Annotated in this window: 26 protein-coding genes; 11 read left to right on the top strand and 15 right to left on the bottom strand. The window is 65.6% G+C overall.

Annotated elements, in window-relative coordinates; all coding sequences use genetic code 11:
* Positions 1–140 precede the first annotated feature (140 nt).
* The 4 genes from ACOIX3_RS16595 (at position 141) to ACOIX3_RS16580 (ending at position 3342) form a co-directional block, all read left to right on the top strand.
* Positions 141–1010: a dienelactone hydrolase family protein gene (locus tag ACOIX3_RS16595; protein ID WP_420970908.1), complete on the top strand. Its 870-nt coding sequence runs from the start codon at positions 141–143 to the stop codon at positions 1008–1010.
* Positions 1011–1137: 127 nt separating this feature from the next.
* Positions 1138–1734 (top strand): DUF2889 domain-containing protein, encoded by a 597-nt coding sequence (locus ACOIX3_RS16590; RefSeq protein ID WP_420970907.1) that lies wholly within the window; start codon positions 1138–1140, stop codon positions 1732–1734.
* Positions 1735–1791: 57 nt separating this feature from the next.
* Positions 1792–2343 carry a GrpB family protein gene (locus tag ACOIX3_RS16585; RefSeq protein WP_420970906.1) on the top strand — a complete coding sequence of 184 codons (552 nt, stop codon included), beginning with the start codon at positions 1792–1794 and terminating at the stop codon, positions 2341–2343.
* 81 nt (positions 2344–2424) lie between these two features.
* Complete coding sequence (locus ACOIX3_RS16580; RefSeq protein WP_420970905.1) at positions 2425–3342, top strand: DMT family transporter; 918 nt, start codon at positions 2425–2427, stop codon at positions 3340–3342.
* On the opposite strand, the gene ACOIX3_RS16575 is transcribed toward ACOIX3_RS16580, so the two are convergent.
* Together ACOIX3_RS16575 and ACOIX3_RS16570 are read right to left on the bottom strand one after the other, a co-directional pair.
* Complete coding sequence (locus ACOIX3_RS16575; RefSeq protein ID WP_420970904.1) at positions 3339–3800, bottom strand: carboxymuconolactone decarboxylase family protein; 462 nt, start codon at positions 3798–3800, stop codon at positions 3339–3341. The genes ACOIX3_RS16580 and ACOIX3_RS16575 overlap by 4 nt on opposite strands.
* Positions 3797–4204 carry a cupin domain-containing protein gene (locus tag ACOIX3_RS16570; RefSeq protein ID WP_420970903.1) on the bottom strand — a complete coding sequence of 136 codons (408 nt, stop codon included), beginning with the start codon at positions 4202–4204 and terminating at the stop codon, positions 3797–3799. Before ACOIX3_RS16570 ends, ACOIX3_RS16575 begins: the two co-directional genes overlap by 4 nt.
* Positions 4205–4292: 88 nt before the next feature.
* On the opposite strand from ACOIX3_RS16570, the gene ACOIX3_RS16565 reads away from it, so the two are divergent.
* Positions 4293–5747 carry a PLP-dependent aminotransferase family protein gene (locus tag ACOIX3_RS16565; protein ID WP_420970902.1) on the top strand — a complete coding sequence of 485 codons (1455 nt, stop codon included), beginning with the start codon at positions 4293–4295 and terminating at the stop codon, positions 5745–5747.
* Here the strand turns inward: ACOIX3_RS16565 and ACOIX3_RS16560 are convergent.
* The gene (locus ACOIX3_RS16560) at positions 5725–6552 is read right to left on the bottom strand and encodes an SDR family NAD(P)-dependent oxidoreductase (protein ID WP_420971742.1); all 828 of its coding nucleotides are present in this window, start codon (positions 6550–6552) and stop codon (positions 5725–5727) included. The genes ACOIX3_RS16565 and ACOIX3_RS16560 overlap by 23 nt on opposite strands.
* Positions 6553–6598: 46 nt before the next feature.
* Between ACOIX3_RS16560 and ACOIX3_RS16555 the strand changes: the two genes are divergently transcribed.
* The 3 genes from ACOIX3_RS16555 (at position 6599) to ACOIX3_RS16545 (ending at position 8009) form a co-directional block, all read left to right on the top strand.
* Positions 6599–6763 (top strand): hypothetical protein, encoded by a 165-nt coding sequence (locus ACOIX3_RS16555; RefSeq protein ID WP_420970901.1) that lies wholly within the window; start codon positions 6599–6601, stop codon positions 6761–6763.
* A gap of 44 nt (positions 6764–6807) precedes the next feature.
* The gene (locus ACOIX3_RS16550) at positions 6808–7155 is read left to right on the top strand and encodes a hypothetical protein (RefSeq protein ID WP_420970900.1); all 348 of its coding nucleotides are present in this window, start codon (positions 6808–6810) and stop codon (positions 7153–7155) included.
* 233 nt (positions 7156–7388) lie between these two features.
* Positions 7389–8009, top strand: coding sequence for a TerC family protein (locus ACOIX3_RS16545; protein ID WP_420970899.1), 621 nt, complete (start codon positions 7389–7391; stop codon positions 8007–8009).
* Positions 8010–8129: 120 nt separating this feature from the next.
* Here the strand turns inward: ACOIX3_RS16545 and ACOIX3_RS16540 are convergent, their stop codons facing one another.
* The 4 genes from ACOIX3_RS16540 to ACOIX3_RS16525 form a co-directional block, all read right to left on the bottom strand.
* Positions 8130–8765 carry an RraA family protein gene (locus tag ACOIX3_RS16540; RefSeq protein ID WP_420971741.1) on the bottom strand — a complete coding sequence of 212 codons (636 nt, stop codon included), beginning with the start codon at positions 8763–8765 and terminating at the stop codon, positions 8130–8132.
* A gap of 345 nt (positions 8766–9110) precedes the next feature.
* Positions 9111–9989, bottom strand: coding sequence for a CDP-diacylglycerol--serine O-phosphatidyltransferase (gene pssA / locus ACOIX3_RS16535; protein ID WP_420970898.1), 879 nt, complete (start codon positions 9987–9989; stop codon positions 9111–9113).
* Between the two features lie 180 nt (positions 9990–10169).
* A complete protein-coding gene (locus ACOIX3_RS16530; protein WP_092127222.1) occupies positions 10170–10868 on the bottom strand; it encodes a phosphatidylserine decarboxylase in 699 nt (232 codons plus the stop codon).
* 51 nt (positions 10869–10919) lie between these two features.
* Positions 10920–12908 carry an ABCB family ABC transporter ATP-binding protein/permease gene (locus ACOIX3_RS16525; protein ID WP_420970897.1) on the bottom strand — a complete coding sequence of 663 codons (1989 nt, stop codon included), beginning with the start codon at positions 12906–12908 and terminating at the stop codon, positions 10920–10922.
* 213 nt (positions 12909–13121) lie between these two features.
* Between ACOIX3_RS16525 and ACOIX3_RS16520 the strand changes: the two genes are divergently transcribed.
* Positions 13122–13727, top strand: a complete 606-nt coding sequence (locus ACOIX3_RS16520; RefSeq protein ID WP_420970896.1) for a TIGR00730 family Rossman fold protein — start codon at positions 13122–13124, stop codon at positions 13725–13727.
* Positions 13728–13884: 157 nt separating this feature from the next.
* On the opposite strand, the gene ACOIX3_RS16515 is transcribed toward ACOIX3_RS16520, so the two are convergent.
* From ACOIX3_RS16515 to cysS, 4 genes are all read right to left on the bottom strand, one after another.
* Positions 13885–14262 (bottom strand): VOC family protein, encoded by a 378-nt coding sequence (locus ACOIX3_RS16515; protein WP_420970895.1) that lies wholly within the window; start codon positions 14260–14262, stop codon positions 13885–13887.
* 127 nt (positions 14263–14389) lie between these two features.
* On the bottom strand, positions 14390–15988 hold the full coding sequence (gene cimA, locus ACOIX3_RS16510) for a citramalate synthase (RefSeq protein WP_420970893.1): 1599 nt from the start codon (positions 15986–15988) through the stop codon (positions 14390–14392).
* Positions 15985–16491 (bottom strand): GNAT family N-acetyltransferase, encoded by a 507-nt coding sequence (locus ACOIX3_RS16505; protein ID WP_420970892.1) that lies wholly within the window; start codon positions 16489–16491, stop codon positions 15985–15987. Before ACOIX3_RS16505 ends, cimA begins: the two co-directional genes overlap by 4 nt.
* On the bottom strand, positions 16488–17903 hold the full coding sequence (gene cysS / locus ACOIX3_RS16500; protein WP_420970891.1) for a cysteine--tRNA ligase: 1416 nt from the start codon (positions 17901–17903) through the stop codon (positions 16488–16490). Before cysS ends, ACOIX3_RS16505 begins: the two co-directional genes overlap by 4 nt.
* A 295-nt stretch (positions 17904–18198) precedes the next feature.
* On the opposite strand from cysS, the gene ACOIX3_RS16495 reads away from it, so the two are divergent.
* Together ACOIX3_RS16495 and ACOIX3_RS16490 are read left to right on the top strand one after the other, a co-directional pair.
* Positions 18199–18507, top strand: a complete 309-nt coding sequence (locus ACOIX3_RS16495) for a hypothetical protein (protein WP_420970890.1) — start codon at positions 18199–18201, stop codon at positions 18505–18507.
* A gap of 143 nt (positions 18508–18650) precedes the next feature.
* Positions 18651–19793 (top strand): DUF2865 domain-containing protein, encoded by a 1143-nt coding sequence (locus ACOIX3_RS16490; RefSeq protein WP_420970889.1) that lies wholly within the window; start codon positions 18651–18653, stop codon positions 19791–19793.
* Between the two features lie 3 nt (positions 19794–19796).
* Here ACOIX3_RS16490 and ACOIX3_RS16485 read toward each other — a convergent pair whose 3' ends face one another.
* From ACOIX3_RS16485 to ACOIX3_RS16470, 4 genes are all read right to left on the bottom strand, one after another.
* Positions 19797–21548 (bottom strand): NAD+ synthase, encoded by a 1752-nt coding sequence (locus tag ACOIX3_RS16485; RefSeq protein ID WP_420970888.1) that lies wholly within the window; start codon positions 21546–21548, stop codon positions 19797–19799.
* Between the two features lie 90 nt (positions 21549–21638).
* Positions 21639–22784 (bottom strand): NAD(P)/FAD-dependent oxidoreductase, encoded by a 1146-nt coding sequence (locus tag ACOIX3_RS16480; protein ID WP_420970887.1) that lies wholly within the window; start codon positions 22782–22784, stop codon positions 21639–21641.
* Positions 22781–23140, bottom strand: coding sequence for a diacylglycerol kinase (locus tag ACOIX3_RS16475; protein ID WP_229170836.1), 360 nt, complete (start codon positions 23138–23140; stop codon positions 22781–22783). Before ACOIX3_RS16475 ends, ACOIX3_RS16480 begins: the two co-directional genes overlap by 4 nt.
* Positions 23141–23183: 43 nt before the next feature.
* Positions 23184–24572 carry a class II 3-deoxy-7-phosphoheptulonate synthase gene (locus ACOIX3_RS16470; protein WP_092127197.1) on the bottom strand — a complete coding sequence of 463 codons (1389 nt, stop codon included), beginning with the start codon at positions 24570–24572 and terminating at the stop codon, positions 23184–23186.
* Positions 24573–24673: the final 101 nt, after the last annotated feature.

The following is a 24673-nucleotide window of genomic DNA, read 5'->3' as shown; positions in this document are numbered from 1 at the left end:
TTGACGCGAGTTGAGCAAGGGCAAGCCAGCTAACGGCGAACCTGTCGTAGTGTGATGCGGACGCGCCCGCGCCGTCACGCTTTCCTGAGCAAAAAGTCGAGGGGCTTTCATAACTTCCGGTCAAATGTGAAGATCGCCCTATGCATCCGCTGCGCACTCTTATCGTCACCATTTTCTTGTCGTGCAGCGCGGCAGGCTCGGCGGCCGCGGCCGAGCTTGTTCAATTCGATGGCGCGCAATTCTTGCGAGCCACGCTCGGTGCGCGGCAAAATATCGTCGAGGGCATACCCATCTTCCCGCCGGCGCCACGATTGGTCCAAGGGTATATCCAAAGGCCGGACGGGCCGGGACCGTTTCCTGCCGTCATCGTGCTGCATGGCTGCGCGGGGTTAGGATCTTTATTCGATCCTCACCTTGCGCATAATTTCTGGCCTGACGCACTCACGTCGTGGGGATACGCTGTTCTGGTCGTCGACAGCTTTACGACGAGAGGTCTGAAGGATACCTGCGATACCGACACGGCGGCCTATCGCATGCAGGACGCATTCGGTGCCTTGTCCTTCTTCAGCAAGCAGCCCTATGTGGACAAGGACCACGTTGCTCTATTGGGTTTTTCTGCCGGGGGCGTTGCGACACTTGCAGCGCTTAGGAAGCGCGATACTCAAATCTTTGAAATTCCTCCAGGGCTCGATTTCAAAGCCGGCATCGCGTTTTATCCCTGCTACGGATCAAGCCTGGACACCGCAGAACCGTTGTTGATCCTGAACGGAGAGGATGACGATTGGTCGAAGCAGTCGGTTTGCCGCACAATGATGAATTTGCGACCCGCAAGTGCAACGGCCGTCAAATTGATCAGCCTTCCGAACGCCGTTCATGGTTTTGATCGTCCTGCGATGAATCCAGGCCGCATGGCGTTTGGGCATTGGATCGAATACAACGCCGAGGCAGCACGACAGGCAACCGAGGCGGTTCGCAACTTCTTGACGGAAAGCTTGCAGAGCGGACGCTAGATTCCGGGTTCGATGCTCACGCATTGCCCCGGAATGACAGGGATTCATGACGCCATTCACCAGTGCGCGTTGACATCGGCACATACGACCGGTTGGATCGGTTCTAGCTTCAATCCAGCGAGTTCCGATGTCCGCACCCGATACCAACGCCGACGGCAAGCCTCGCCGCCTGATGCACCGCCGCTCCGTCGAATGTCTCGGTTATCTCCGTGACGACGGGCTGTGGGAAGTCGAGGCGCGGCTGGTCGACACCAAGCCCTATGCGCGGCAGGACAAGCATCGCGGGCTGCAGCAGCCCGACGATCCCGTGCACGACATCAGGCTGCGGCTCGCGGTCGACGACAGTTTCACGATCCGCGAGACCGGCACCACGATGGCCTCGACGCCCTACCCGTCCTGCCTCGACGTCGAAGGCATCTTGCAGCGCCTGGTCGGCGAACGCATCGGCAAGGGCTGGCGCGAGCTGGTCCGCCGCAAGATCGGCAGGCTGGAGACCTGCACCCATCTCGCCGAGTTGCTGGGCCCCGCGGTGACGACGCTGTTCCAGACCGCGACCTCCGGCAAGGACCCGCAGGGCCGCGGCGCGCTCGATCACCAGCAGGGCGCCACCGAGCCACCGTTCTTCGTCGGCGGCTGCTATTCGTGGCGGCTCGATGGACCTGTCGTGGCCGAGACATTTCCGCAGTTTGCGACGAAGCCCGTTGAGGTGAAGCAGGGTTCGTGAGCGACGCCACGGCCGCTGCCTGGGTGATACTCTGTAGGGAACGATCAGGGGGTCAACGTGGAGAAATACGGCGCCGGGTCGATCGTCGTCTCCGACTATGACCCCAACTGGCCCGCCTTGTTCGCGCAGGAGCGCACGCGGATCGCGCAAGCTCTCGGCGCGTCCACCTTGGCCATTGAGCATGTCGGCAGCACGGCCGTTCCGGGTCTCCCGTCGAAACCCATCATCGACCTGCTGGTTGGCGTGCGCAGCCTCGAAGAGGCCAGGCAACGCTGCATCGAGCCGCTTGAGGCGCTCGGCTATGTCTACATGCCCGAATACGCGTCGTGGATCCCCGGCGAGCTGTTCTTCCGCAAGGGACCCCCGGGTCCGTGGACCCACCATCTGCATATGATGGAGCCGTCCCATCCGCGTTGGGAAGCACGCCTGGTGTTTCGCGACTATCTGCGCGCACACGGCGAGGCGGCACGCGCCTATGCCGAGATCAAGCGGGCCCTCGCCGCCTCCTCAAAAGACGACATCGAAGCCTATCGGACCGGCAAGGATGCTTTCGTCGAGGAGACCACAGCCAAGGCGCGCGCATGGCGCGCAGCAGCACGAGACCAATAGCACCAGCGGACCGCTATTGCGCCAGTCAGCCCTGCATCGCGATGGGTTGATCCGTCTTGGCAGCTCACGTAGTCGTCCGGCATGGACAAACATGCGGCCGACCTCAAGACGGCAGCCCTTCCCGATAAAAAAGCCATTCTGCTCGGGGTCGCATGCGGTCTCGGCGCGGCGCTGTGCTGGGCTCTCGGCTTCGTGGCGACCCGGCACGGCCTGAAAGTCGGGTTCACGCCTGTGGACCTCTTGATGCATCGGTTTCTGTGGTCGGGCATCGTGTTCATTCCGCTCGTTGTGCGCGCCGGCCTGAAAGACCTCTGCGGCATCGGGTGGGGCCGCGGCATGGCGCTGATGATGCTGGGCGGGCCGGTGATGTCGCTCATCAGCTATGCCGGCTTCGTGTTCGTGCCCCTCGGGCATGGCAGCGTGATCCAGCCTTCTTGCGCAACGCTGGGCGGACTGTTTCTCGCGGTCGTCCTGCTGAAGGAACAGATCTCACCCTCTCGGGTCGCCGGCGCCGTCGTCATCGTGATCGGGCTTGCCGTGATCGGCAGCGAGTCGATCGGCCATATGGGATTGAGCGCCGTGACGGGCGATTTGATCTTCGTCACGACCGGATTGATGTTTGCAGGCTTCGCCACGCTGGTGCGCTATTGGCGGGTGTCTGCGTTCTCGGTGGCGACTGTCATCAGCGTGCTGTCGCTCTCGCTGTTTCCACTGTATGTCGCCTTTGGCGGGCTGGCGCGCGATGCGGCCATCGGCCTGCACGAGAATGCGCTGCAAGCCGTCGCCCAGGGCATCCTGGCCGGGCCCGCAGCCATGTATTTGTTCGCACTGTCGATCCAGCGGCTCGGAGTTGCCCGCGCGGCCGTGTTTCCCGCGACCGTGCCGGTGCTGACCTTGCTGCTGGGATGGCTGCTGATCGGCGAGCCGCCGACGACCTTGCAGGCGGCCGGATTGGTCACCGTCTTGGCCGGGTTCTATCTGGCACAGCGTCAGAGCTAGCTCGTGTGCTCGCGAACGGCCTGCGGCGGATTGCGGAAGCCGATTGCGATCCGGTTGTAGGTGTTCATCAGGCCGATCGCGATGGTCAGGTCGACCAGCTGCTTCTCGTTGAACACCGCGCGGGCGGCCTGGTAATCCGCATCCGGGACCGCGGTTTCTGCGACGCGCGTGACGGTTTCGGCCCAGGCCAGCGCCGCGCGCTCCTCGGCGTCGAACAGAACCTCCGCTTCGCGCCAGGCCTGAAGCAGCGCCAGCTTCTCGGTCGCAACGCCCATTTTCTGCAACGAGTGCGTATGCATGTCGAGACAATAGGCGCAACCGTTGATCTGCGAGATGCGCAGATAGACCAGCTCGATCAGCGCTGCCGGGAGGGCGCATTGCGTGAGGTAGCCATAGACGCCACCGAGCGCCTTGATGCCCGCCGGCGCGACCTTGTTGTAATCGATCCGCATGCTCACGGCTTGTGTCCTTCCTTGTCGAAGACGGTCAGCGCCTTGTCGTTGCTGTCGACGACGAACACCGCAAGGATCTTGGCCGGCTCGGTCGCGCTGGCGTTGCGCCCGAGCACGTGGTGCGCGCCGGGCGGCTCAAAGAAGCTGTCGCCGGCCCGATAGGTGTGCGCGGCCTCGCCCTCCAGCTGGCTCTCGATCGCGCCCTGGAGGACGTAGACATAGAGAAACGCCGACTTGGCGTGATGGTGCGGCGCCGAGGGCTCGCTCGGCGGGAAATCGACCTCGACCGCGATCAGCGACTTGCCGGGAATATTGGTGATGGCGTGCTCGAATTTCGGCGTTACCGATTGCGCCACAGCGGGGGTCGCAAGCGCGGCGCAGGCCAGCAGCGTCGTCCATAGAATCTTCATCAGGTGCCTCCATTGCTGTCGGAAAAATGCGGACGCGCGGGCCTGAAAAGAAGCACCAAGAATGAACCTAATTGGTGTACCACGGGCCATGCCCAACCCGCTTCCCATCGCGCTCGACCGCTCGGCAAGGACGCCGCTTTCGGAGCAGAACCGCAAGGCGATTGCGGCGGCGATCGACAATGGCGTGCTGGTGCCGGGCGCCCGGCTGCCGTCGTGGCTCGACCTCGCCGCGCAGCTCGGCGTTGCGCGCGGCACCGTGCGGGCGGCCTACGACAAACTGGCGGACGCCCAGCACATCGTGTCGTCGAAGGCGAACGGCACCACCGTCGCCGGGCGGCCGCGGAGGACGGCAAAACCCGATGCGCCGATCGCTCCCGGATCGGTCGTGGAGATGTTCCATGACCTGAGCGGTCAGGGACACTTCCGGATGGGTGTCCCCGCGCAGGACGCTCTTCCTGCGAAGCTGCTGGCGCGAATCCGCGCGCGCGCCGTTCGGGCGGAATTGAGCGCGGTGACCCGCACCATCGATCCGCGCGGCGAGCTCGAATTGCGGCGCGAGATCGCAGCGCACCTCGCGATCGCGCGCGGGCTCGAATGCTCGCCTGCGCAGATCGTCATCACCTCTGGCTTCACCGGCGGACTTGGCCTCGCGTTGCGCGTGCTCGGCCTCGAAGGCCGCCGCGCATGGATAGAAGATCCGGGATTTCCATTGACCCGAAAAGGGCTCGAGCTCGCCCGGCTGGACCTGGTCCCGATCCCTGTCGACGGCGACGGCCTCGATGTCGACCACGGCCTCAGGCACGCGCCCGACGCGGCGCTCGCGGTTGTGACGCCGGGACAGCAGGCGCCGCTCGGGCCGCCATTGTCAGCGAAGCGTCGCGCGCAACTGCTCGATTGGGCCGCGCAAACCGGCGCCTGGATCATCGAGGACGACTATCTCGGCGAGTTGCAGCTCGATGGCCGCGCCGCGCCCGCGCTTGCCTCGCTCGACCGTGCCGGCCGCGTGATCCATCTCGGCTCCTTCAGCAAGACCATCTCGCCGACGCTGCGGCTTGGATTCCTGGTTGCGCCCGAACAATTGGCGGCGCAGTTCGCCGATGTCGCGACATGCCTTGCCCCTGCTCCGGGACCAGCCGTGCAACTCTCCACCGCCGAGTTCATGCGCGACGGCCACTACATCCGCCATCTCCGGCGTACCAAGCGGACCCATGGCGAGCGCCGCGACGCGCTGACGGCTGCGCTGCGACCGTGGAGCAACGATGTGCGGGTTGCCGGCCTCGCGGTCATGCTGGCGCTGCCCGACAACGCCGACGATGTAGCGATTGCGCGGCAGGTGCTGGCGCATGGGCTGGCGCCCGCCCCGCTCTCGCCCTGGTATCTCGCACCGAAACGCGCGCAGCCCGGTTTGCTGCTCGGCATCGCAACCGTGCCCGATCGCGGGATTCAGGCCGCCTGCAAGCGCCTGTTCGAAGCGATCCGTGCCCAAGGTCGCACTCAAGGCGCGCCTGCGTCGCGCCGCGTCAGGAAATCCGCAGCCCGGTGAGCGCAAGGCTCAACGCCTTGAGCCGCTTGCGCGCCTCGGCGTCATAGGCCTGGGCATGGGCGCGCGCCTCGCGCTTGCCGTCGAAGAACAGCCCGCTCCTGCCCGCGACATCGTCGTCCTGGACCAGGCGCAGGATGGCGTCGCCGCCCTGCTCGACGGTCGAGATCGGCGTGGCACCGCTAGCGCGCACCATCGTGGTGTTCATGTAGGTCGCCGGATGCAGCGAATTGACGGTGACGCCGCTTCCTTCGAGCTCGGCGGCAAGATCGATGGTGAACATGATCTGCGACAGCTTGCTCTGCGCATAGGCGCGGGCGCCGTTGTAGTTCCTGGTGATCATCACGTCGTCGAAATCGATCGGGTGCTGGCCGAGCGATGCGACGTTGACGATGCGCGCCGGCGTGCTCGCCTTCAGCCGCGGCAGCAAGAGATGCGCGAGCAGGAAGCCGGCGAGATAGTTCACCGCGAAGCGCAGCTCGTGGCCGTCCTTGCTGGTCTGCCGTGCCGGCCCGTCGTTCTGCGAGCCGATGCCGGCGTTGCAAACCAACACATCGAGGCGCTCCTGGTCGTCGAGCACCAGCTGGGCGAACTCGCGGACCTCGGCGAGTGAGGACAGATCGGCCTGATAGAACATCGGCTCACGGCCGGAGACCCGCTTGATCTCGTCGGCGAGGACCTGCGCCCGCTTGGTATCGCGGCCGTGGATCAGGACCCGGGCGCCGGCAGACGCCAGCTTCATCGCCACGTAGCGGCCGACGCCATCGGTGGAACCGGTGATCAGCACGGTCTTGCCTGCCATATTCATGGACATCGCCCTTCGCTCGTTCGCCCAGCGCTGTAGCCAAAGATAAATGCGCAGCGTGGACTTTGCCATGGCATGTCGCGGCGCGATCAGCCCCAAAACGGCACCGAAATGCCTGCCCACGGCCCTCCTCGACGGCCACGAGATGTACAATCTGTCGCGCGGCCTGCCGTCGCGCGGCGCCGCGCCGCGCGTCAATGTGAATGCACTCTGATATCGTCGGGATGAACGACAAGGCAAGGGTCGGCAAGAATCGGAATGTCCTCGACCATTCCAGACAGGTTCTCGCGGAAGGCTCCTTCACCGGGGCCGTTCGGCATGCTCCTGCTATTCGCGGTGCTGACCGCGCTGCCGATTGTCCTGACGGTTCGTCTGGTTGAGCCCGCACTCGTGCTGCCCGCGCTCAGCCTGGTGTTGTTCGCAGAGGCAGCCATCGCCGCGCTTGCGGCGCGCGTGATCCGTACGCGTGCAAGCGTGGCGAACCCGACGCTGTGGGATTTTGCCGGAGCATTCACCTTGATGGGGTGTGCGGCGGCGATCCTCGGCGAGCCGGATCAGGCGGCGCTGTTCTTCGAGGAACAGGCCGCGAAGATCATGCTCAAATAAGAGCAAAGCGCGATGACAATCCGATCTGATTTCATCGCGCTTTGACCGTAAATCCCAGGCCGGGCCCCTCTGGCAGCCACAAGCTGCGATGTCGGACTGGAACTCAGTTGGAGTGGCCCTGCTTCGACCCGCGACGCCGACCGGCGTCACCGGTGGATTTTGCCGTCCGCGTGACGGCAACATCCCGTTTCGTCGAAATGGTCCACTCCCCGACCTCAAGGGGAGCATTGCTCATGTCCGAACTGTTTTCACTCGACGCCCTCAGCGCGTTGCTGCAAGTCGTCGTCATCGACCTCGTGCTGGCCGGCGACAACGCGGTCGTGATCGGCCTTGCCGCGGCCGGCCTGCCGGCGCAGCAACGCGGCAAGGCGATCCTGATCGGCATCGCCGCTGCGACGCTGCTGCGCATCATGTTCGCCCTGCTCACCACGCAATTGATGCAGATCGTCGGCTTGCTGCTGGCCGGCGGCATCCTGCTGCTGTGGGTGTGCTGGAAGATGTGGCGCGAGCTGCGCGCCACCGCGCACGAGACCGCGGCCGAACACACCGCCGATGGCGCGGAGGGCCAGCGCAAGACGCTGTGGCAGGCCACGACGCAGATCATCATCGCCGACGTCTCGATGTCGCTCGACAACGTGCTGGCGGTCGCCGGCGCGGCGCGCGAGCAGCCGATCGTGCTGGTGTTCGGCCTTGCGCTCTCGATCGCGATGATGGGCGCGGCCGCCACCTTCATCGCCAAACTGCTGCAGAACCACCGCTGGATCGCCTATGTCGGCCTCGCCGTGATCCTCTATGTCGCCGTCGACATGACCATTCGCGGCGCGTCCGAGATCGCGAAGGTCGCGCCGGCTTGACGGCGGGTGGGGGCTCTCTCCACGATATGACTCGTGGAGAGAGCCCCCACCCCAGCCCTCCCCCGCAAGCGGGAGAGGGAGCGCAGTTCTGTCGCGGCGGCCGATCGCGCTTATCCAGCGTCAGTGGATTTCCGCCGAACGTTTCAGCGCTTCCTTCAGCTTCTCGAGCGAGAAGTCCTTCGAACGCGCGATGTCCAGGATCGGGGTCTCGCGGCGGCCGCACAATTCGGCGGCCTCGGGCAACTTCGCCGCGATCTCGTAGGGGATCACGATCGCACCGTGGCTGTCGGCGTGGATCAGGTCGTCGGAGCGCACCGTCATGCCGGCGACGCGGACCTCGCCGCCAAAACTTTCGGCATGCACCCAGGCGTGCGACGGGCCGATCGAGCCGGCCAGCGCCTGGAAGCCCGGCGCCCATTGCGGGATGTCGCGGATCGAGCCGTCGGTGATGACGCCGAGGCAGCCGAGCGCCTTGTGCACGGCGCTCTGCACCTCGCCCCAGAATGCGCCGTAGCCGACGTCGGGACCGTCGATGTCCTGGATCACGGAGATGCGCGGACCGAAGCCGGTGCCGACATATTCATAATATTCAATGCGGCGCTTCGACTGCTCCTCGGCCGACAGCCCGGACTTCAGCACCGAGCGGATCGCAACCGTGCGCGCATAGCCGACGATCGGCGGCAAGGACGGGAACGGGCAGACCAGCGGCTTCACGGTGTAGCCGATCAGACGGCGCTCCGGCGCGACGATCTCCATCGCATTGCAGATCGTCGGCGTGTCATAGCGCGCCAACGCCTCGAGGACGGACGCAGGCAGCGGGGCGGAAGCGGATGTCACGGCGTTTCTCTCCTGATTTTTGGCGTTCGCTGGGCCGTCTCAGCCTATAGCCGAGATCGCAGGCGAACCCAACCGAGCCACGCTCATGGCAGATATTTGCTGGAACGAAACAACTGCATCACCGTCACCCTGAGGAGGCCGCGCAGCGGCCGTCTCGAAGGGTCGACGGCCCGATTGTGGCCGTGCATCCTTCGAGACGCGCTGCGCGCTCCTCCAGCGACAAAGGCGAAGCCTTTGCGCGGGGATGACGGATTACACAGAGCCTCAATGCAGATGCGTCGGACGATCGTCGTTGTCAGCATCCGCGACCGGCGCTGCATAGGGAGCCGCAGGCGATGCCGCCACCGGCGCGCTCGCCCCTTGCGTCTGTGCCGCAAGCTGGCGCTCCTGATCGCGGTAGGACTTCCAGCCCCAGGGCAGGCTGATCAAATAGGCGACCGAGCCCGCCGACAGGATGTGCCAGGGATAGCCGATCAGCAGCGCGACGAAGAACACCACCGACACGAACACCGGCAGCACCATCTCCGGCGGCACGCGCATCTTCACGGTCTTGCCGGAGAACACCGGCAGCCGCGACACCATCAGGAAGGCGATCAAGAGCGTGTAGAACGCCGTCAACGTCGCCGGCGGCATCGGCACGCCGAGGAAGGCGAGATAGATCGGCAGCAGCACGGTGATCGCGCCGGCCGGCGCCGGCACGCCCGTGAAGTAATTGGCGGCGAAGGCCGGCTTGTTCGGGTCGTCGATCGAGGCATTGAAGCGCGCCAGCCGCAGGCCGCCGGAGATCGCGAACACCATCGCGGCGATCCAGCCGCCATTGTTCAATTCGTGCAATTGCCAGAAATACAGGATCAAGCCCGGCGCCACGCCGAAATTGACGAAATCGGCGAGGCTGTCGAGCTCGGCGCCGAATTTCGACTGGCCCTTGATCATACGCGCGACGCGCCCGTCGATGCCGTCGAGGATCGCGGCGAACACGATGGCGGCGACCGCCAGCTCCATCCGCCCTTCCGTCGACAGCCGGATCGCGGTCAGGCCGGCGCAGATCGCCAGCAGCGTGATCATGTTGGGCACGAGCATCCGCACCGGGATCGGGCGGAACCGGCGGCGGCGAGACTCGGTGGAGTTGGGATCAAAAGGCATCATGGCCTTGCAATATAGCAAGCATGGCCCGGCTCCGCCATTGGCGCCGGAACCAGCTGGTTAAAGCGTTTTCCAGCGAAGTGGATACCGGTTCGCGTTAAGAAAACGCGTCAAAATGGAAATCTGGAGCTCCCGTTCCGATTCCGAGCGGAACGGGAGCTCCAGCCTGCAGAAACAGCGTTAATCGGCGCGGTAGGTGCGGCCGGGGTCGGCGTTGCGGAAATCCGCCAAAATGGTCTCGCCGGCCACCGCGGTCTGGCCTTCCGACACCAGCGCCTTGGTGCCCTCGGGCAGGTAGACGTCGAGCCGCGAGCCGAAGCGGATCAGCCCGAAGCGCTCGCCGGCGCCGATCGACTGGCCTTCCTTGACGAAGCAGACGATGCGGCGCGCCACGAGGCCGGCGATCTGGACCACGCCGATGCGGCCGTTGGCGCCCGAGATCACCAGCGAGTTGCGCTCATTGTCCTCGCTCGCCTTGTCGAGCTCGGCATTGATGAAGGCGCCGGGCCGGTAGGCGATGCGGTCGATGCGGCCGGCCACCGGGCTGCGGTTCACATGGCAGTTGAACACGCTCATGAACACCGAGACCCGCGGCAGCGGCTTGTCGCCGAGGCCGAGCTCGGCCGGCGGCAGCGCCTGCACCACCATGGAGACGCGGCCATCGGCCGGCGACACCACGATGCCGTCGCGCAGTGGCGTCACGCGCACGGGATCGCGGAAGAACAGCGCGCACCAGACCGTGAGCAGCGTCCCGATCCAGCCCAGCGGGGTCCAGATCCAGAACAGGATCAGGCTCGCCAGGGCGAAGCCACCGATGAACGGATAGCCCTCGGGGTGGATCGGCGGGATCTGCGCGCGGATGGAATTGGCGATCGACATCAGAGCTCGCTGTGGTACCCCGCCCCTGCGGCGGGAGAGGCCCTAAATCGACTATTCCGCGGCGGTCGGCAAGGGTTTCTCACCTGCAACGGGGGTGGAATCATCAGGGGAATCGGTGGCCACGGGCGGCAGGCGATTCGGTGCACTGCCGTCGTCGTCGACCTGGGCGAGCCGTTCGCGGGCCTCCTCGGCCTCGCGCTGCCGGTTCCACATGCTGGCGTAGAGGCCATCCGAGGCCAAAAGCCGCGCATGGGTGCCGCGCTCGGCGATCCGGCCCTGGTCCAGCACGATGATCTCGTCGGCGCCGACGATGGTCGAGAGCCGGTGCGCGATCACCAGCGAGGTACGGTTGCGTGAGACCCGCTCCAGCGCGCCCTGGATCTCGTGCTCGGTGTGGCTGTCGAGCGCCGACGTCGCCTCGTCGAGCACCAGGATCGGTGGCGCCTTCAGCACCGTGCGCGCGATCGCGACGCGCTGCTTCTCGCCGCCGGAGAGCTTCAAGCCGCGCTCGCCGACCTGCGTCTCGTAGCCCTGCGGCGACATCCGGATGAAGCCGTCGATCTGCGCCAGCCGCGCCGCCTCCTCGACCTCGTCGTCGCCGGCATCCCAGCGGCCATAGCGGATGTTGTAGCGGATGGTGTCGTTGAACAGCACGGTGTCCTGCGGCACCATGCCGATCGCCGACCGCAGCGAGGTCTGCGTCACGTTCTTGATGTCCTGGCCGTCGATCAGGATGCGGCCGCCCGAGACATCGTAGAGCCGGAACAAGAGCCGCGAGATCGTCGACTTGCCGGCGCCGGAAGGACCGACGATCGCGACCGTCTTGCCGGCCGGCACCTCGAAGCTCAGGCCTTTCAGGATTTGCCGGTCGGGCTCATAGGAGAAGCGGACATCCTCGAAGCGCACGCTGCCTGTGGACACCACGAGCGGCTTGGCGCCCGGCACGTCCTTCACCTCGGGATCGCGCGCCAGCACGTCGAACATCTTCTCGATGTCGATGATCGCCTGCTTGATCTCGCGATACACCATGCCCATGAAGTTCAGCGGCTGGTAGAGCTGGATCATCATCGAATTGATCAGCACGAAATCGCCGACGGTGTGGGTGCCGTTGCGGATGCCGAACGCACACATCAGCATGGTCGCGGTCAGGCCGGCGGTGAAGATGATCGCCTGCCCGGTGTTGAGCACGGCGAGCGAAGTATAGGTCTTCACGCTGGCCTGCTCGTAGCGCTCCATCGAGCGGTCGTAGCGCCTTGCCTCGCGCTCCTCGGCGCCGAAATACTTCACCGTCTCGTAGTTGAGCAGCGAGTCGATCGCCTTGGTGTTCGCCTCGGTATCGGAATCGTTCATCTTGCGGCGGATCTCGATCCGCCATTCGGTCGCAATGTAGGTGTAGTACATGAACACGACGACCGTGATCAGCACCGCGAGCACGTAGCGCCAGTCGAACTGCCAGAGCAGCACCGCCGCCAGCAGCGCGACCTCGACGATGGTCGGGATCAGCTGCAGGATCACCATCCGCACGATGGTCTCGATGCCGGACCGGCCGCGCTCCAGCACGCGGGTCAGGCCGCCGGTCTTGCGCTCGAGATGGAAGCGCAGCGACAGCTCGTGCATGTGCACGAAGGTGATGTAGGCGAGCCGCCGCACCGCGTGCATCGCGACGCGGGCGAAGATGCCGTCGCGCCACTGCGTCAGCACCGCCATGATGATGCGCACCGCGCCGTAGCTGATCGTCATCAGCACCGGCGAGGCGATCAGCCAGACCATCCAGTTCGAGGTCGCGACCGGCGCCGAACCCGTGCCGTTCAGCGCATCGATCGCCCATTTGAAGGTGAACGGAACCGACAGCGTCGCGAGCTTGGCGAACAGCAGCAGCACCACCGACCAGATCACGCGCATCTTCAAATCGGCGCGATCGCCGGGCCAGATATAGGGCCAGAGATGAACGAGGGTGCCGAGCAGCGTTCCCCTCTCGGCGGCGGGCGTCGTGGCCGTGGGCTGGTCGGCCGCGGTCACAGTCTGTTGCGGCGGCACCATCAGGAGCCCGCTCTTGCCGTCACGGCGCGGCGGTCCGCGGCCACATCTTTTCCACGATTTGCCATTGTGCCCGTCATATAGATCGTTTCAACGTGGCGTACAGGCTTATGACGAAAATTGTTCATGATTCGCGGGAATTTACGGGATTTTTTGGCCCTCAATGCCCATATGCGAGTCTTGACCCTGTTTACGCTGCAGTGCCACAAGGATCGTATGAACCAAATCAAGACTGTCTGTGTTTATTGCGGCTCCGGCCCCGGTAACAATCCCCGCTTCATCGAAGCTGCCGTCGCGCTCGGCAAGGCGTTTGCCGAAAACAACGTGCGCCTGGTCTACGGCGGCGGCTCGATCGGCCTGATGGGCGCGGTCGCGAAATCCACCCTCGATCACGGCGGCTCCGTCACCGGCATCATTCCGGAATTCCTGCGGGCGCGCGAGAATGCGCTGACCTCGGTTCAGGAGATGATCGTCACCCCCGACATGCATGAGCGCAAGCGGCTGATGTTCGAGCGCTCGGATGCGTTCGTCGCGCTGCCCGGCGGCATCGGCACGCTGGAGGAGCTGGTCGAGCAGCTGACCTGGCAGCAGCTCGGCCGTCACTCCAAGCCCATCCTGCTCGCCAACATCGACAACTTCTGGGAACCCCTGCTCTCGCTGCTGAGCCACATGCGCACGACCGAGTTCATCCGCGCGACGCTGCCGATCAACGTGCTGATGGCCGACCGCGTCGACGACATCTTGCCGCGGCTGCGTTCGGCGGTGGCCGGCAAGCCGGCGGCCGCGAAGGAGCTCGCCCCCGAAGTGGCGCGGCGGCTGTAGGCGTTCACCGCGCTTTCAGCTCCATCACCGTCATGCTGAGGAGGCCGCGCAGCGGCCGCCTCGAAGTATGCACGGCCCCGGCTGGTGCCCGATTCATCCTTCGAGGCTCGCTTCGCTCGCACCTCAGGATGACGGGTTCAGCAGCTTCACCGAAGCCCTACTCGCTCGGAAACGTCACGGCCTCGATGCGGTTGCCGTCGGGGTCGAGGATGAAGGCGGCGTAATAGCGCACGCGGTCGTGGGGGCGCAGGCCCGGGGCGCCATCGGATGCGCCGCCGGATGCCAGCGCGGCGGCGTGGAAGGCATCGACCTCGGCGGTGGTTTTCGCGCGCAGGCAGATATGGCTGCCGCTCTCATGCGCGACCTGCGCCATCGCGGCGCGCAGATTGATCCAGAATTCGGGATAGGCCTTGCCGAAACCGATCGTCGCCGGCCGCGTGACGAGGCGGCTCAGGCCAAGTGCGGCCAGCGTCGGCTCATAGAACCGCGCGGCGCGCTCGAGATCGCGGACGCCGATGGAGACGTGGTCGATCATGCTGCCCTCCGTCCTCCCGTCATTGCGAGGAGCGAAGCGACGAAGCAATCCATGCATCCTTGCGCGCGGAAAGGTGGATTGCTTCGCTTCGCTCGCAATGACGACGCCAGTTTCCTTCGCAGCCGCCTTAAGCCTGCGCGCCCGACTTCACCAGCTTGTAGAACACCGAATCCATCAGCGCCTGGAACGAGGCGTCGATGATATTGGGCGAGACGCCGACCGTGGTCCAGCTCTCGCCGGTCTCGTCCTCGCTTTCGATCAGCACGCGCGTGACCGCCTCGGTGCCGCCATTGAGGATACGCACGCGGTAGTCGATCAGCTTCAGGCCATCGATGTATTTCTGGTACTTGCCGAGGTCCTTGCGCAGCGCCACGTCGAGCGCATTCACCGGGCCGTTGCCCTCGGCGGCCGAGATCAACCGCTCGCCGTCGACATCGACCTTCACCACCGCGAGCGCCACCGTGACGCGCTGGCCGTTGGCGTTGTAACGCTGCTCGACATTGACGTCGAACTGCTCGACCTTGAAATATTCCGGCACCTTGCCAAGCGTGCGGCGCGCCAGGAGGTCGAACGAGGCGTTCGCCGATTCATAGGCAAAGCCCGCGGCCTCGCGCTCCTTCAGCTCTTCGACCAGCCGCGTCAGCCGCGGATCGCCCTTGTCATAGACGATGCCGGCGCGGTCGAGCTCGGCCATCACGTTGGAGCGGCCGGCCTGATCCGATACCAGCACCTTGCGGTGGTTGCCGACGGAATCCGGCAGCACGTGCTCATAGGTCTGCGGATCCTTCATGACCGCGGAGGCATGGATGCCGGTCTTGGTGACGAAGGCGCTTTCGCCGACGTAGGCCGCATGGCGGTTCGGCGCGCGGTTCAGCATGTCGTCGAGCGTCCGCGATACCTTCATCAGCGTCGCCATCTTCTCCGTGGTGACGCCGATCTCGAATTTGTCGGCAAACTCCTGCTTCAGCTTCAAGGTCGGGATCAGCGAGCAGAGATTGGCGTTGCCGCAGCGCTCGCCGAGGCCGTTGAGCGTGCCCTGGATCTGCCGTGCGCCGGCGCGCACCGCTGCGAGCGAATTGGCCACCGCTTGCTCGGTGTCGTTATGGGCATGAATGCCGACATGGGCGCCGGGCACCTGCTTAACGACGTCAGCGACGATGGTCTCGATCTCGTGCGGCATGGTGCCGCCGTTGGTGTCGCACAGCACCACCCAGCGCGCCCCCGCCTCATAGGCCGCAATGGCGCAGGCCAGCGCATAGTCGCGGTCCTCCTTGTAGCCGTCGAAGAAGTGCTCGCAGTCGACCATCACCTCGCGGCCGAGCGCCTTGGCAGCCGCGACGCTGTCGCGGATCGAAGCGAGGTTCTCCTCGTTGGTGGTTTCGAGCGCGACGCGGACCTGGTAGGCCGAGGATTTTGCCACGAAGCAAATCGCGTCCGCCTTGGCCTCGAGGATGGCGGCGAGCCCAGGATCGTTGGAGGCCGAGCGACCCGGCCGCCGCGTCATGCCGAACGCCGTGAAGCGCGCGTGGTCGAACGCAGGCTTCTTGCTGAAGAACTCGGTGTCGGTCGGATTGGCGCCGGGATAACCGCCCTCGACATAGTCGATGCCGAGCGCGTCGAGCATGCCTGATATCACCTGCTTGTCCTGCAGCGTGAAGTCGACGCCGTTGGTCTGCGCACCGTCGCGCAGCGTGGTGTCGAACAGATAGAGGCGCTCGCGGCTCATGCGTGGCCTCCGGGCGCGGCAACGCCGTCGAGCGTCTTCTGCATCGTGGTGTTGGCGAGCCATTCGTCGTTGACGGTGACCGTATTGCGCTGCTGCGCGACGTAGCCGCGCTTGCGGAAGAATTCGAGCGCGGTGTCGCTGGCATCGACCTTGAGAGCCTTGGTGCCGCGGGCACTCGCGATCCTCTCCAGCGCATCGCACAGCGCACTGCCTGCACCCTGCCCGACCGCGCTCGGATGCACATAGAGCATGTCGATATAATCGGCCCCCTTCAGCGAGGCGAAGCCGACTGGCGCGCCCTGCAAGGTCGCGATCAGGGTCAGCTGCCCGGCGAGCTTCTTGCCGAAGGCCTCCTCGTCGTCGGCGGCCATCGCCCAGGCTTCCTGCTGCGCCTCGCTGTAATCGTCGCCGGTCAGGTCCATGATCGACGCCGCGAAGATCGCCGCCAGCAGCGGCGCATCGTCAGGCAGATACGGGCGCAACGCGGGTGCGGATCGGCTCATCGCGCAACCTCCCAGGTCGTGATCGGCTTTCCTTCGGCATCCTTGCCGTCCTTGATCGCCACGCCCATCGCCGCGAGCTGATCGCGGATCCGATCGGATTCCTTGAAGTCCTTGCGCGCACGCGCCGCGGTGCGCTCGGCGATCAGCGCCTCGACCGCGGCGGCATCGACGCCGCTGGCCTGCTCCTTGCGGCCCTTCCACGACGCCGCGCTCTCGGCGAGGAAGCCGAGCAGCCGCAGCGAGCCGGCAAATTCCTTGCGGCTCGCTTCATTGGTCGCGGCAGCATTCCGCAAGCTGTGCAGCACGGCCATGGCCTGCGCCGTGTTGAGGTCGTCGTAGAGCGCCTCGACCAGCGCCGGCGACGGCGTTCCGTACTCGGCGTCGGCCGCGACCGCATACCAGTCGTCGAGCGTCCTTGCGGCTTCTTCCGCGCTCTTCAGCGTCCAGTCGAGCGGCGAGCGGTAATGCGTCCGGAGCATGCTGAGCCGCAGCACCTCACCCGGCCAATCGGCCAGCAGATCGCGGATCGTGAAGAAGTTGCCGAGCGACTTCGACATCTTCTCGCTTTCGATCTGCAGGAAGCCGTTGTGCATCCAGACATTGGCCATCCGGTCGGTGTGGAACGCGCAGCAAGTCTGCGCGAGCTCGTTCTCATGGTGCGGAAACACCAGGTCGATGCCGCCGCCATGGATGTCGAACTTTTCGCCGAGATGCTTCCAGGCCATCGCCGAGCACTCGATGTGCCAGCCGGGCCGCCCCTCCACCGCAATGCCTGCCGGCGACGGCCAGGACGGCTCGCCCGGCTTCGACGGCTTCCACAGCACGAAGTCGGTGTTGTCCCGCTTGTAGGGCGCAACATCGACGCGCGCGCCCGCGATCATCTCGTCGAGCGAGCGCTTCGACAGCGCGCCGTAGCGCGGCAGCGTGGAGTTAGCCGCGTTCATCGCCTGCGGCGAGAACAGCACATGATCCTCGGCGACATAGGCAAAGCCGCCGGCGACCAGCTTCTCGATGATCGCACGCATCTCCGGGATGTGCTCGGTGGCACGCGGCTGCACGGTCGGGGCCAAGCAGCCGAGCGCGGCGACGTCGTCCTGGTACTGCTGATAGGTCAGCTCGGTGACCTTGCGGATCGCCTCGTTCAGGGGCACGCCGGGATAGTCCCGCGCGGCGCGGACGTTGATCTTGTCGTCGACGTCGGTGATGTTGCGGACATAGGTGACGTGGCCGGCGCCGTAGCGATGGCGCAGCGCACGGAACAGCACGTCAAACACGATCGCGGCACGGCCATTGCCGATATGGGCGAAGTCGTAGACCGTCGGTCCGCAGGCATACATGCGGACGTTATTGGCATCCAGCGGCACGAAGGGCCGCTTCTCCCGGGTCAGCGTATCGTAAAGGCGCAAATCCATGGGTACCCATCCCTTGCGGCCGGGCGTCCAGTGATCTCAGGGTGATTGAGAAAAGACGGCCTCAGCCAGCGAATCGCTAGCTCATAATCTCGCGGCAAATGCTGCAGATGGCGAGGTGGCCGTTCATGGTTCCATCGTGTCTCACGGCCCCGTTATCGCGTCAAGGGGCAGTTTTCGGGCGTTATGCAGCGCCCACCGCACCGAAATCACGCCAACGCCCTCTTGGTTAATCATTATTAAGGAATTGGGCGTACGGGAGGGCCAGCGGATTCCCCGCCATTTTCACTGGTGCACCATGCGGCCCATTTCAGCATTGATTGCCTGCACATTCCTCCTTGTCTCCTCGGCCGCCTTGGCCGACAGCCGCGTTTTCATCGTCGCCAACCAGGCCGACGGATACGGTATCGACCAGTGCCTGGCTCACGGCGACCGCTGCGGTGCGTCCGCCGCCCGCGCCTACTGCCGGTCACGCGATTTTGCGCAGGCCACCAGTTACCGCCGCGTCGATCCCGACGAGATCACCGGTGCGGTTCCCCACGCCGCCAACGAGACCTGCACTGGCAATAGCTGCGGCGAATATGTCGCCATCACCTGCCAGCGCTGAGCCAAGCCGCTGGACAAACGGGGTTATTGCCACACCGGCGCCCCGGAAACGACGTGACGCTGCCCCGAGAAACGGCTATTGCAGCGGCCTTGCCTGCGCGCATTGGCGTTGATCGCGGCGCGGCGTCGTTTTAATGGCCGGATATGCCCAATAGCTCCCGTTCTCGCTTCTCCCGTTGGTTCTTGGCTTGCGCCGTGTTGGCCGGCATCGCCCTGCCCGCCGCGGATGCCCTCGCGCAGGTGCCCCCGGGCCCGCCCGGCCCGGCCCCCCAGGGCGCGCAGGCCAACCCGATGTGCGCCCGGCTCGAAGGCCAGCTGGCGGCGATCGATCGTGGCGGCGGCGATCCGGCCAAGGACGAGCAGATCCGCCGCTATCAGGACGCGGCAACCCGGCAGCAGGGCGAGCTCGATCGCGTGACGGCGCAGGCCCGGCGGATGGGCTGCGACAGCTCCGGATTCTTGTCGCTCTTCAACAACAACTCGGCGCAGTGCGGACCGGTCAACAACCAGATCCAGCAGATGCGCGCCAATCTCGACCAGATGACCGGAAATCTCGAACGGTTGCGCACCGGCGGGCTCGGCGGCGCCGATCGCGAGAACCAGCGCCGCTCGGTGTTGACCGCGCTGGCGCAGAACAATTGCGGCCCGCAATACGCGGCGGCCGCGCGCGGACCCGGCAATTTCATCGAGAACCTGTTCGGCGGCGGCGGTGGCGGCAATCCCAATCCGCTGCCCCCGCCCGACGCCCAATATGGCGGGCAGTCCGGCACCTTCCGCACCGTCTGCGTGCGCACCTGCGACGGCGCCTATTTCCCGATCTCGTTCGCGACCAGTCAGGCGCGCTTTGCCGCCGATGAGCAAGTCTGCAAGGCGCAGTGCCCGGCCGCGGAGGCCAGCCTGTTCGCCTACCGCAATCCCGGCGAAGACATCAACCAGGCGGTCTCGATCAACGGCCAGTCCTACTCGTCGCTGCCGAACGCCTTCAAGTACCGCACCGAGTTCAATCCGTCCTGCTCCTGCAAGGCAGCCGGCCAGAGCTGGGCGGAGGCGTTGAAGGCCGTCGACGACCAGGCGTCCGCCGCGCAGCAGGGCGACATCATCGTCACCGAGGAGAGCGCGCGGAAGATGCAGCAGCGCGCCCAGACCAAGGCCGCCGCCGGCAAGAAGGGCGCGCCCGCCGCCGCGGCGGCTCAACCGCAGCAGCCGGCCGCCAGCGACGCCACCGCGCCCGCAAGCGACGGCCAGATCCGCACGGTCGGCCCGACCTTCATCCCGAAGAAGCAGTAAGGCTCACCCTTCGAACGCTTCCGCCGACGCGCGCGAGCCGCGCGTCACCAGCGTCTCGTCAGGCGCCGGCAGCGCCTTGCCGAAATCGCGGAAGCGGTTGGTGATGGGATAGCGGCGGTCGCGGCCGAAATTCTTCCGCGTCACCTTCACCCCCGGTGCCGCCTGCCGCCGCTTGTATTCGGCGATGTTGAGCAGGCGATCGACGCGCGTTACCACATCGCGGTCGAAGCCGGCCTCGATGATGGTCGCAAGCGGCTCCTCGCGCTCCACCAGTCGCTCGAGGATCGCATCCAGCACCTCGTAGGGCGGCAGCGAATCCTGGTCGGTCTGGTTCTCGCGCAATTCGGCGGTCGGCGGCCGGATGATGATGTTGACCGGGATCACCTCGCCCGACGGCCCGAGCGCGCCGTCCGGTTTCCATTCGTTACGCAGGCTCGAGAGGCGGAACACCTCGGTCTTGTAGATGTCCTTGATCGGGTTGAAGCCGCCGTTCATGTCGCCGTACAGCGTGGCGTAGCCGACCGACATTTCCGACTTGTTGCCCGTCGTCACCACCATGGCGCCGGTCTTGTTGGAGATCGCCATCAAGAGCGTGCCGCGGGCGCGCGCCTGCAAGTTTTCCTCGGTGATGTCGCGCTCCAGCCCTTTGAACACCGGTGCCAGAATTGTCTCGAACCCGTTCACGGCGTCCGCGATCGGCAGTATCTCGTAGCGGATGCCGAGCGCCGCGGCGAGCTTGGCGGCATCGTCGAGCGACACCTGCGCGGTGTAGCGGAACGGCAGCATCACGCCGCGCACCTTGTCGGCGCCGAGCGCATCGACCGCGATCGCGGCACACAGCGCCGAGTCGATGCCGCCGGAGACGCCGAGCAGCACGCCGGGAAAACCGTTCTTGCGAACGTAGTCGCGCAGGCCGAGCACGCAAGCCGCGTAGTCGGCCTTGTCGCCCTCGAGCTGCGCCGTGATCGGTCCATTGCAGCGCCAGCCATCTGCGGTCTTGCGCCAGGTCAGCGTCGTGATGTTCTCCTCGAACGCCGGAAGCTGCGCTGCGACGGAGAGGTCGGCATTGAGCGCGAACGAGGCACCGTCGAAGATCAGCTCGTCCTGACCGCCCATCTCATTGAGATAGATCAGCGGCAGCCCGCTCTCGGTGACGCGCGCCACCACGATCGACAGCCGCAGATCGGTCTTGTCGCGGGCATAGGGCGAGCCGTTCGGCACGATCAGGATCTCGGCGCCGGTCTCGGCCAGGCACTCGACGACGTTTTCGTAGTCCTCGGATTCCTCGAGCCAGATGTCCTCGCAGATCGGCACGCCGATGCGCACGCCGCGCACCGTCACCGGGCCCGATGCCGGGCCGCGCGCGAACAGCCGCTTCTCGTCGAACACACCGTAATTCGGCAAATTGGCCTTGAAGCGCAGCGCGGCGATGCGGCCGCCGTCGAGCAGCGCGCAGGCATTGTAGAGCTTGCCGTCCTCGACCCAGGGCGTGCCGATCAGCATCGCCGGGCCGCCGTCCTTGGTCTCGCGCGCCAGTTCCTCGATCGCGGCGCGGCAGGCCGACTGGAACGCCGGCTTGAGCACCAGATCCTCCGGCGGATAGCCGGCGATGAACAGCTCCGACAGCACCACGAGGTCGGCGCCGTCAGCTTTCGCTTTGTCGCGCGCGGCGCGTGCCTTCACGGCGTTGCCGGCGACGTCACCGACCGTCGGATTGAGTTGCGCCAGGGTGATCTTGATCTGTTGTTCGCTCATAGCTTTATGTTGTCCCGCACAATGGCAAACTGCAATGGTCGTCCGATCATGGTGCGATTGCAGAAATCGCACTGGGATCTGAGGCGCCGGTCAGGGGGCAAGCTCTGCCCTCACCTCGCCGAGCAGCGCCATGCCACCCAGCCGGCCCAATTCGTCCGAACATTTCGCGCTCTTGCCATAACAGCCGAATGCGACCGTGACCCGCTCGGAAAGCGGTCCGATGCTGGGCAAGCCGGTGGCGCCGAAGGTGGTCATGCAGGGCACGACGCGGCGTTCCACGAATTTGAGGCCCCGAATACGGTCAAGGATCTGGCTTTGCAGTCGATCCGCGACGTCAACCGATCCGCCCGATCGGAACCAGTCCTTGATCTCAGCCTCACTCTCGAGCGCACGATCGACCGGATCGCCGCCGAGCTTCAACCAGCTCTGGCCATCCGGATAAAGGACCGGCGGCAGAATGTAGGGATTGTCGCCCTTGGGCCCGAGACAGCGCATCGACGGCATGCCGGCCAGTCGCTGCGCCTCCGCCGCACCGAGCCGAAACAGCGCCGCGGTGCGCGCATAGACCGTAAAGCCCAACGATCGGCCGAGCAGCGATTGGGTATGCCCGCCGGCCGCGACCAGCACACGCTCGGCCTCGATGGTGCCCGATCGCGTCCGGATCGTCACGCCGGAACCGCTTTCCGAAATCCCCAGCGCCGGCTCATCGATGATCCGGGCGCCTGCGCGCTCCGCCGCGATCGTCTGCGCCCGGACCAGGCGGCGCGGTGAGATGTACCCGGCATTGCGCGGCTCGAAATAGCCCAGCATTACCGCCGTCGATTTCAGGAACGGAAATCGCTCCGCGAGCGCCGCATCCTGATAGGCTTCACAAAAAATCCCCTCGTCGGCGCAGACTTTGCCGACCGATGCGACATCGGTGGTCTCGCGATCGCCGACGTGAAGCGCGCCGGCTTCGCGGTAGAATTCGACACCGCTTTCCGCTGCGATCTCGCCATAGCGCGCGATCGCCGCGCGATTCATCTGCCGCCAGAATGGCTGCGGATCGTAGACCCGCGTGATGCGGCCCTCATCATAGTGGCTGCCGAACACGCCGCTGTGCTGCGCAAAATCCGCCGGCTCATCGGGCCCGATCAGCGCGACGTCATGGCCCATCTTGCTCAGATGCCGCGCGGCCGCCGACCCGATCAGTCCACGTCCGATCACCGCAAGCTTGATCGGCTTGTCGGCGCTCACGACGAGAACGCACCGAGGCGTTCGGCGAGGGCAAACAGCCAGAACAGCCCGGCCATCACGAGCGCGACGCCGACGGCGGCGGAGCCCATGTCCTTGACCCGCCCGATCTGCGGATCGTGATCCATCGTCAGGCGATCGGCGAGCTTCTCGATCGCGGTGTTGAGCAGCTCGATCACCAGCACCAGCACCACGGTTGCGACCAGCTCGACCCGCCGCATCACGGTGGCGCCGACCAGCCAAGCCAGCGGCACCGACAGCACCAGTGCCACCACCTCCTCACGAATCGCCTGCTCCGAGCGAATGGCGAAGGCCAGCCCGTTGCGCGAGTTGATGGTGGCTCGCCAGAACCTCAGCAAGTCACTGCCCTCAAGTCACCGCCCTCAAGTCACCTGCCCCAAATCACAACCCCGCGGCAGCCGGCATCGGTTTGACCTTGCCCGCGCGCTCCTGCTTCAAGAGCTCGGCGATCAGGAAGGCCATGTCGATCGACTGTTCGGCGTTGAGGCGGGGATCGCAGACCGTGTGGTAGCGGTCGTTGAGATCCTCATCGGTGATGGCGCGCGCGCCGCCGATGCACTCGGTGACGTCCTGCCCGGTCATCTCCAGATGCACGCCGCCGGCATGGGTGCCCTCGGCGGCATGGATCTGGAAGAACGCCTTCACCTCCGACAGCACGCGGTCGAACGGCCGCGTCTTGTAGCCCGAGGTCGAGGTGATGGTGTTGCCGTGCATCGGATCGCACGACCACACCACCTTGCGCCCTTCCCGCTGCACGGCGCGGATCAGGCCGGGCAGATGGTCGCCGACCTTGTCGGCGCCGAAGCGGTTGATCAGCGTCAGGCGTCCCGGCTCGTTGTCGGGGTTGAGCACGTCGATCAGCTTCAGCAGCTCGTCCGGCTTCAACGACGGACCGCACTTCAGGCCGATCGGGTTCTTGATGCCGCGGAAATATTCGACATGGCCGTGATCGAGCTGCCGGGTGCGGTCGCCGATCCAGATCATGTGGCCGGAGGTCGCGTACCAGTCGCCGGTGGTGGAATCGACCCGCGTCATCGCCTGCTCGTAGCCGAGCAAGAGCGCCTCGTGGCTGGTGTAGAAATCGGTGGCGCGCAGCTCCGGATGGCTCTCGAGATCGAGGCCGCAGGCGCGCATAAAGTTCAGCGCGTCCGAGATGCGGTCGGCCAGCTCCTTGTAGCGGCGCGACTGCGGCGAATCCTTCAGGAAGCCGAGCATCCACTGATGCACGCTGCCGAGATTGGCAAAGCCGCCGGTCGCGAACGCGCGCAGCAGGTTCAGCGTCGCCGCGGATTGGCGGTAGGCCATCAGCTGGCGCTGCGGATCCGGAATCCGCGCTTCCGGCGTGAAGGCGATGTCGTTGACGATGTCGCCGCGATAGCTCGGCAGCTCGACATCACCCTGCTTCTCGGTCGGCGACGAGCGCGGTTTTGCAAATTGCCCTGCGATGCGGCCGACCTTCACCACCGGCAGCGCGCCGGCATAGGTCATGACCACGGCCATCTGCAGCAGCACGCGGAAGAAATCGCGGATGTTGTTGGCGCCGTGCTCGGCAAAGCTCTCAGCGCAGTCGCCGCCCTGCAGCAGGAAGGCCTCGCCGGCAGAGACCCGCCCCAGCGCCTTCTTCAGGTTGCGCGCCTCGCCCGCGAACACCAGCGGCGGAAAGGTCGCAAGCTGGGCCTCGACATCGGCCAATGCCTTGGCATCGGGATAATCGGGCACCTGCAGCACCTTCTTGGCGCGCCAGCTATCGGGTGTCCACCGCTCGGACATGAGGTCAACTCCTGAGCAAAAACCGCGACTTAATCGACGGGAAAGGTCGGCTTATACACAGCCGCCCGCTCCGCCGCTAGAAGGATTCCCGCAATCCCGTC

Source organism: Bradyrhizobium sp. B120 (assembly GCF_049075665.1).
GTDB lineage: Bacteria > Pseudomonadota > Alphaproteobacteria > Rhizobiales > Xanthobacteraceae > Bradyrhizobium.
This window is presented reverse-complemented; position numbering and strand designations above follow the sequence as displayed.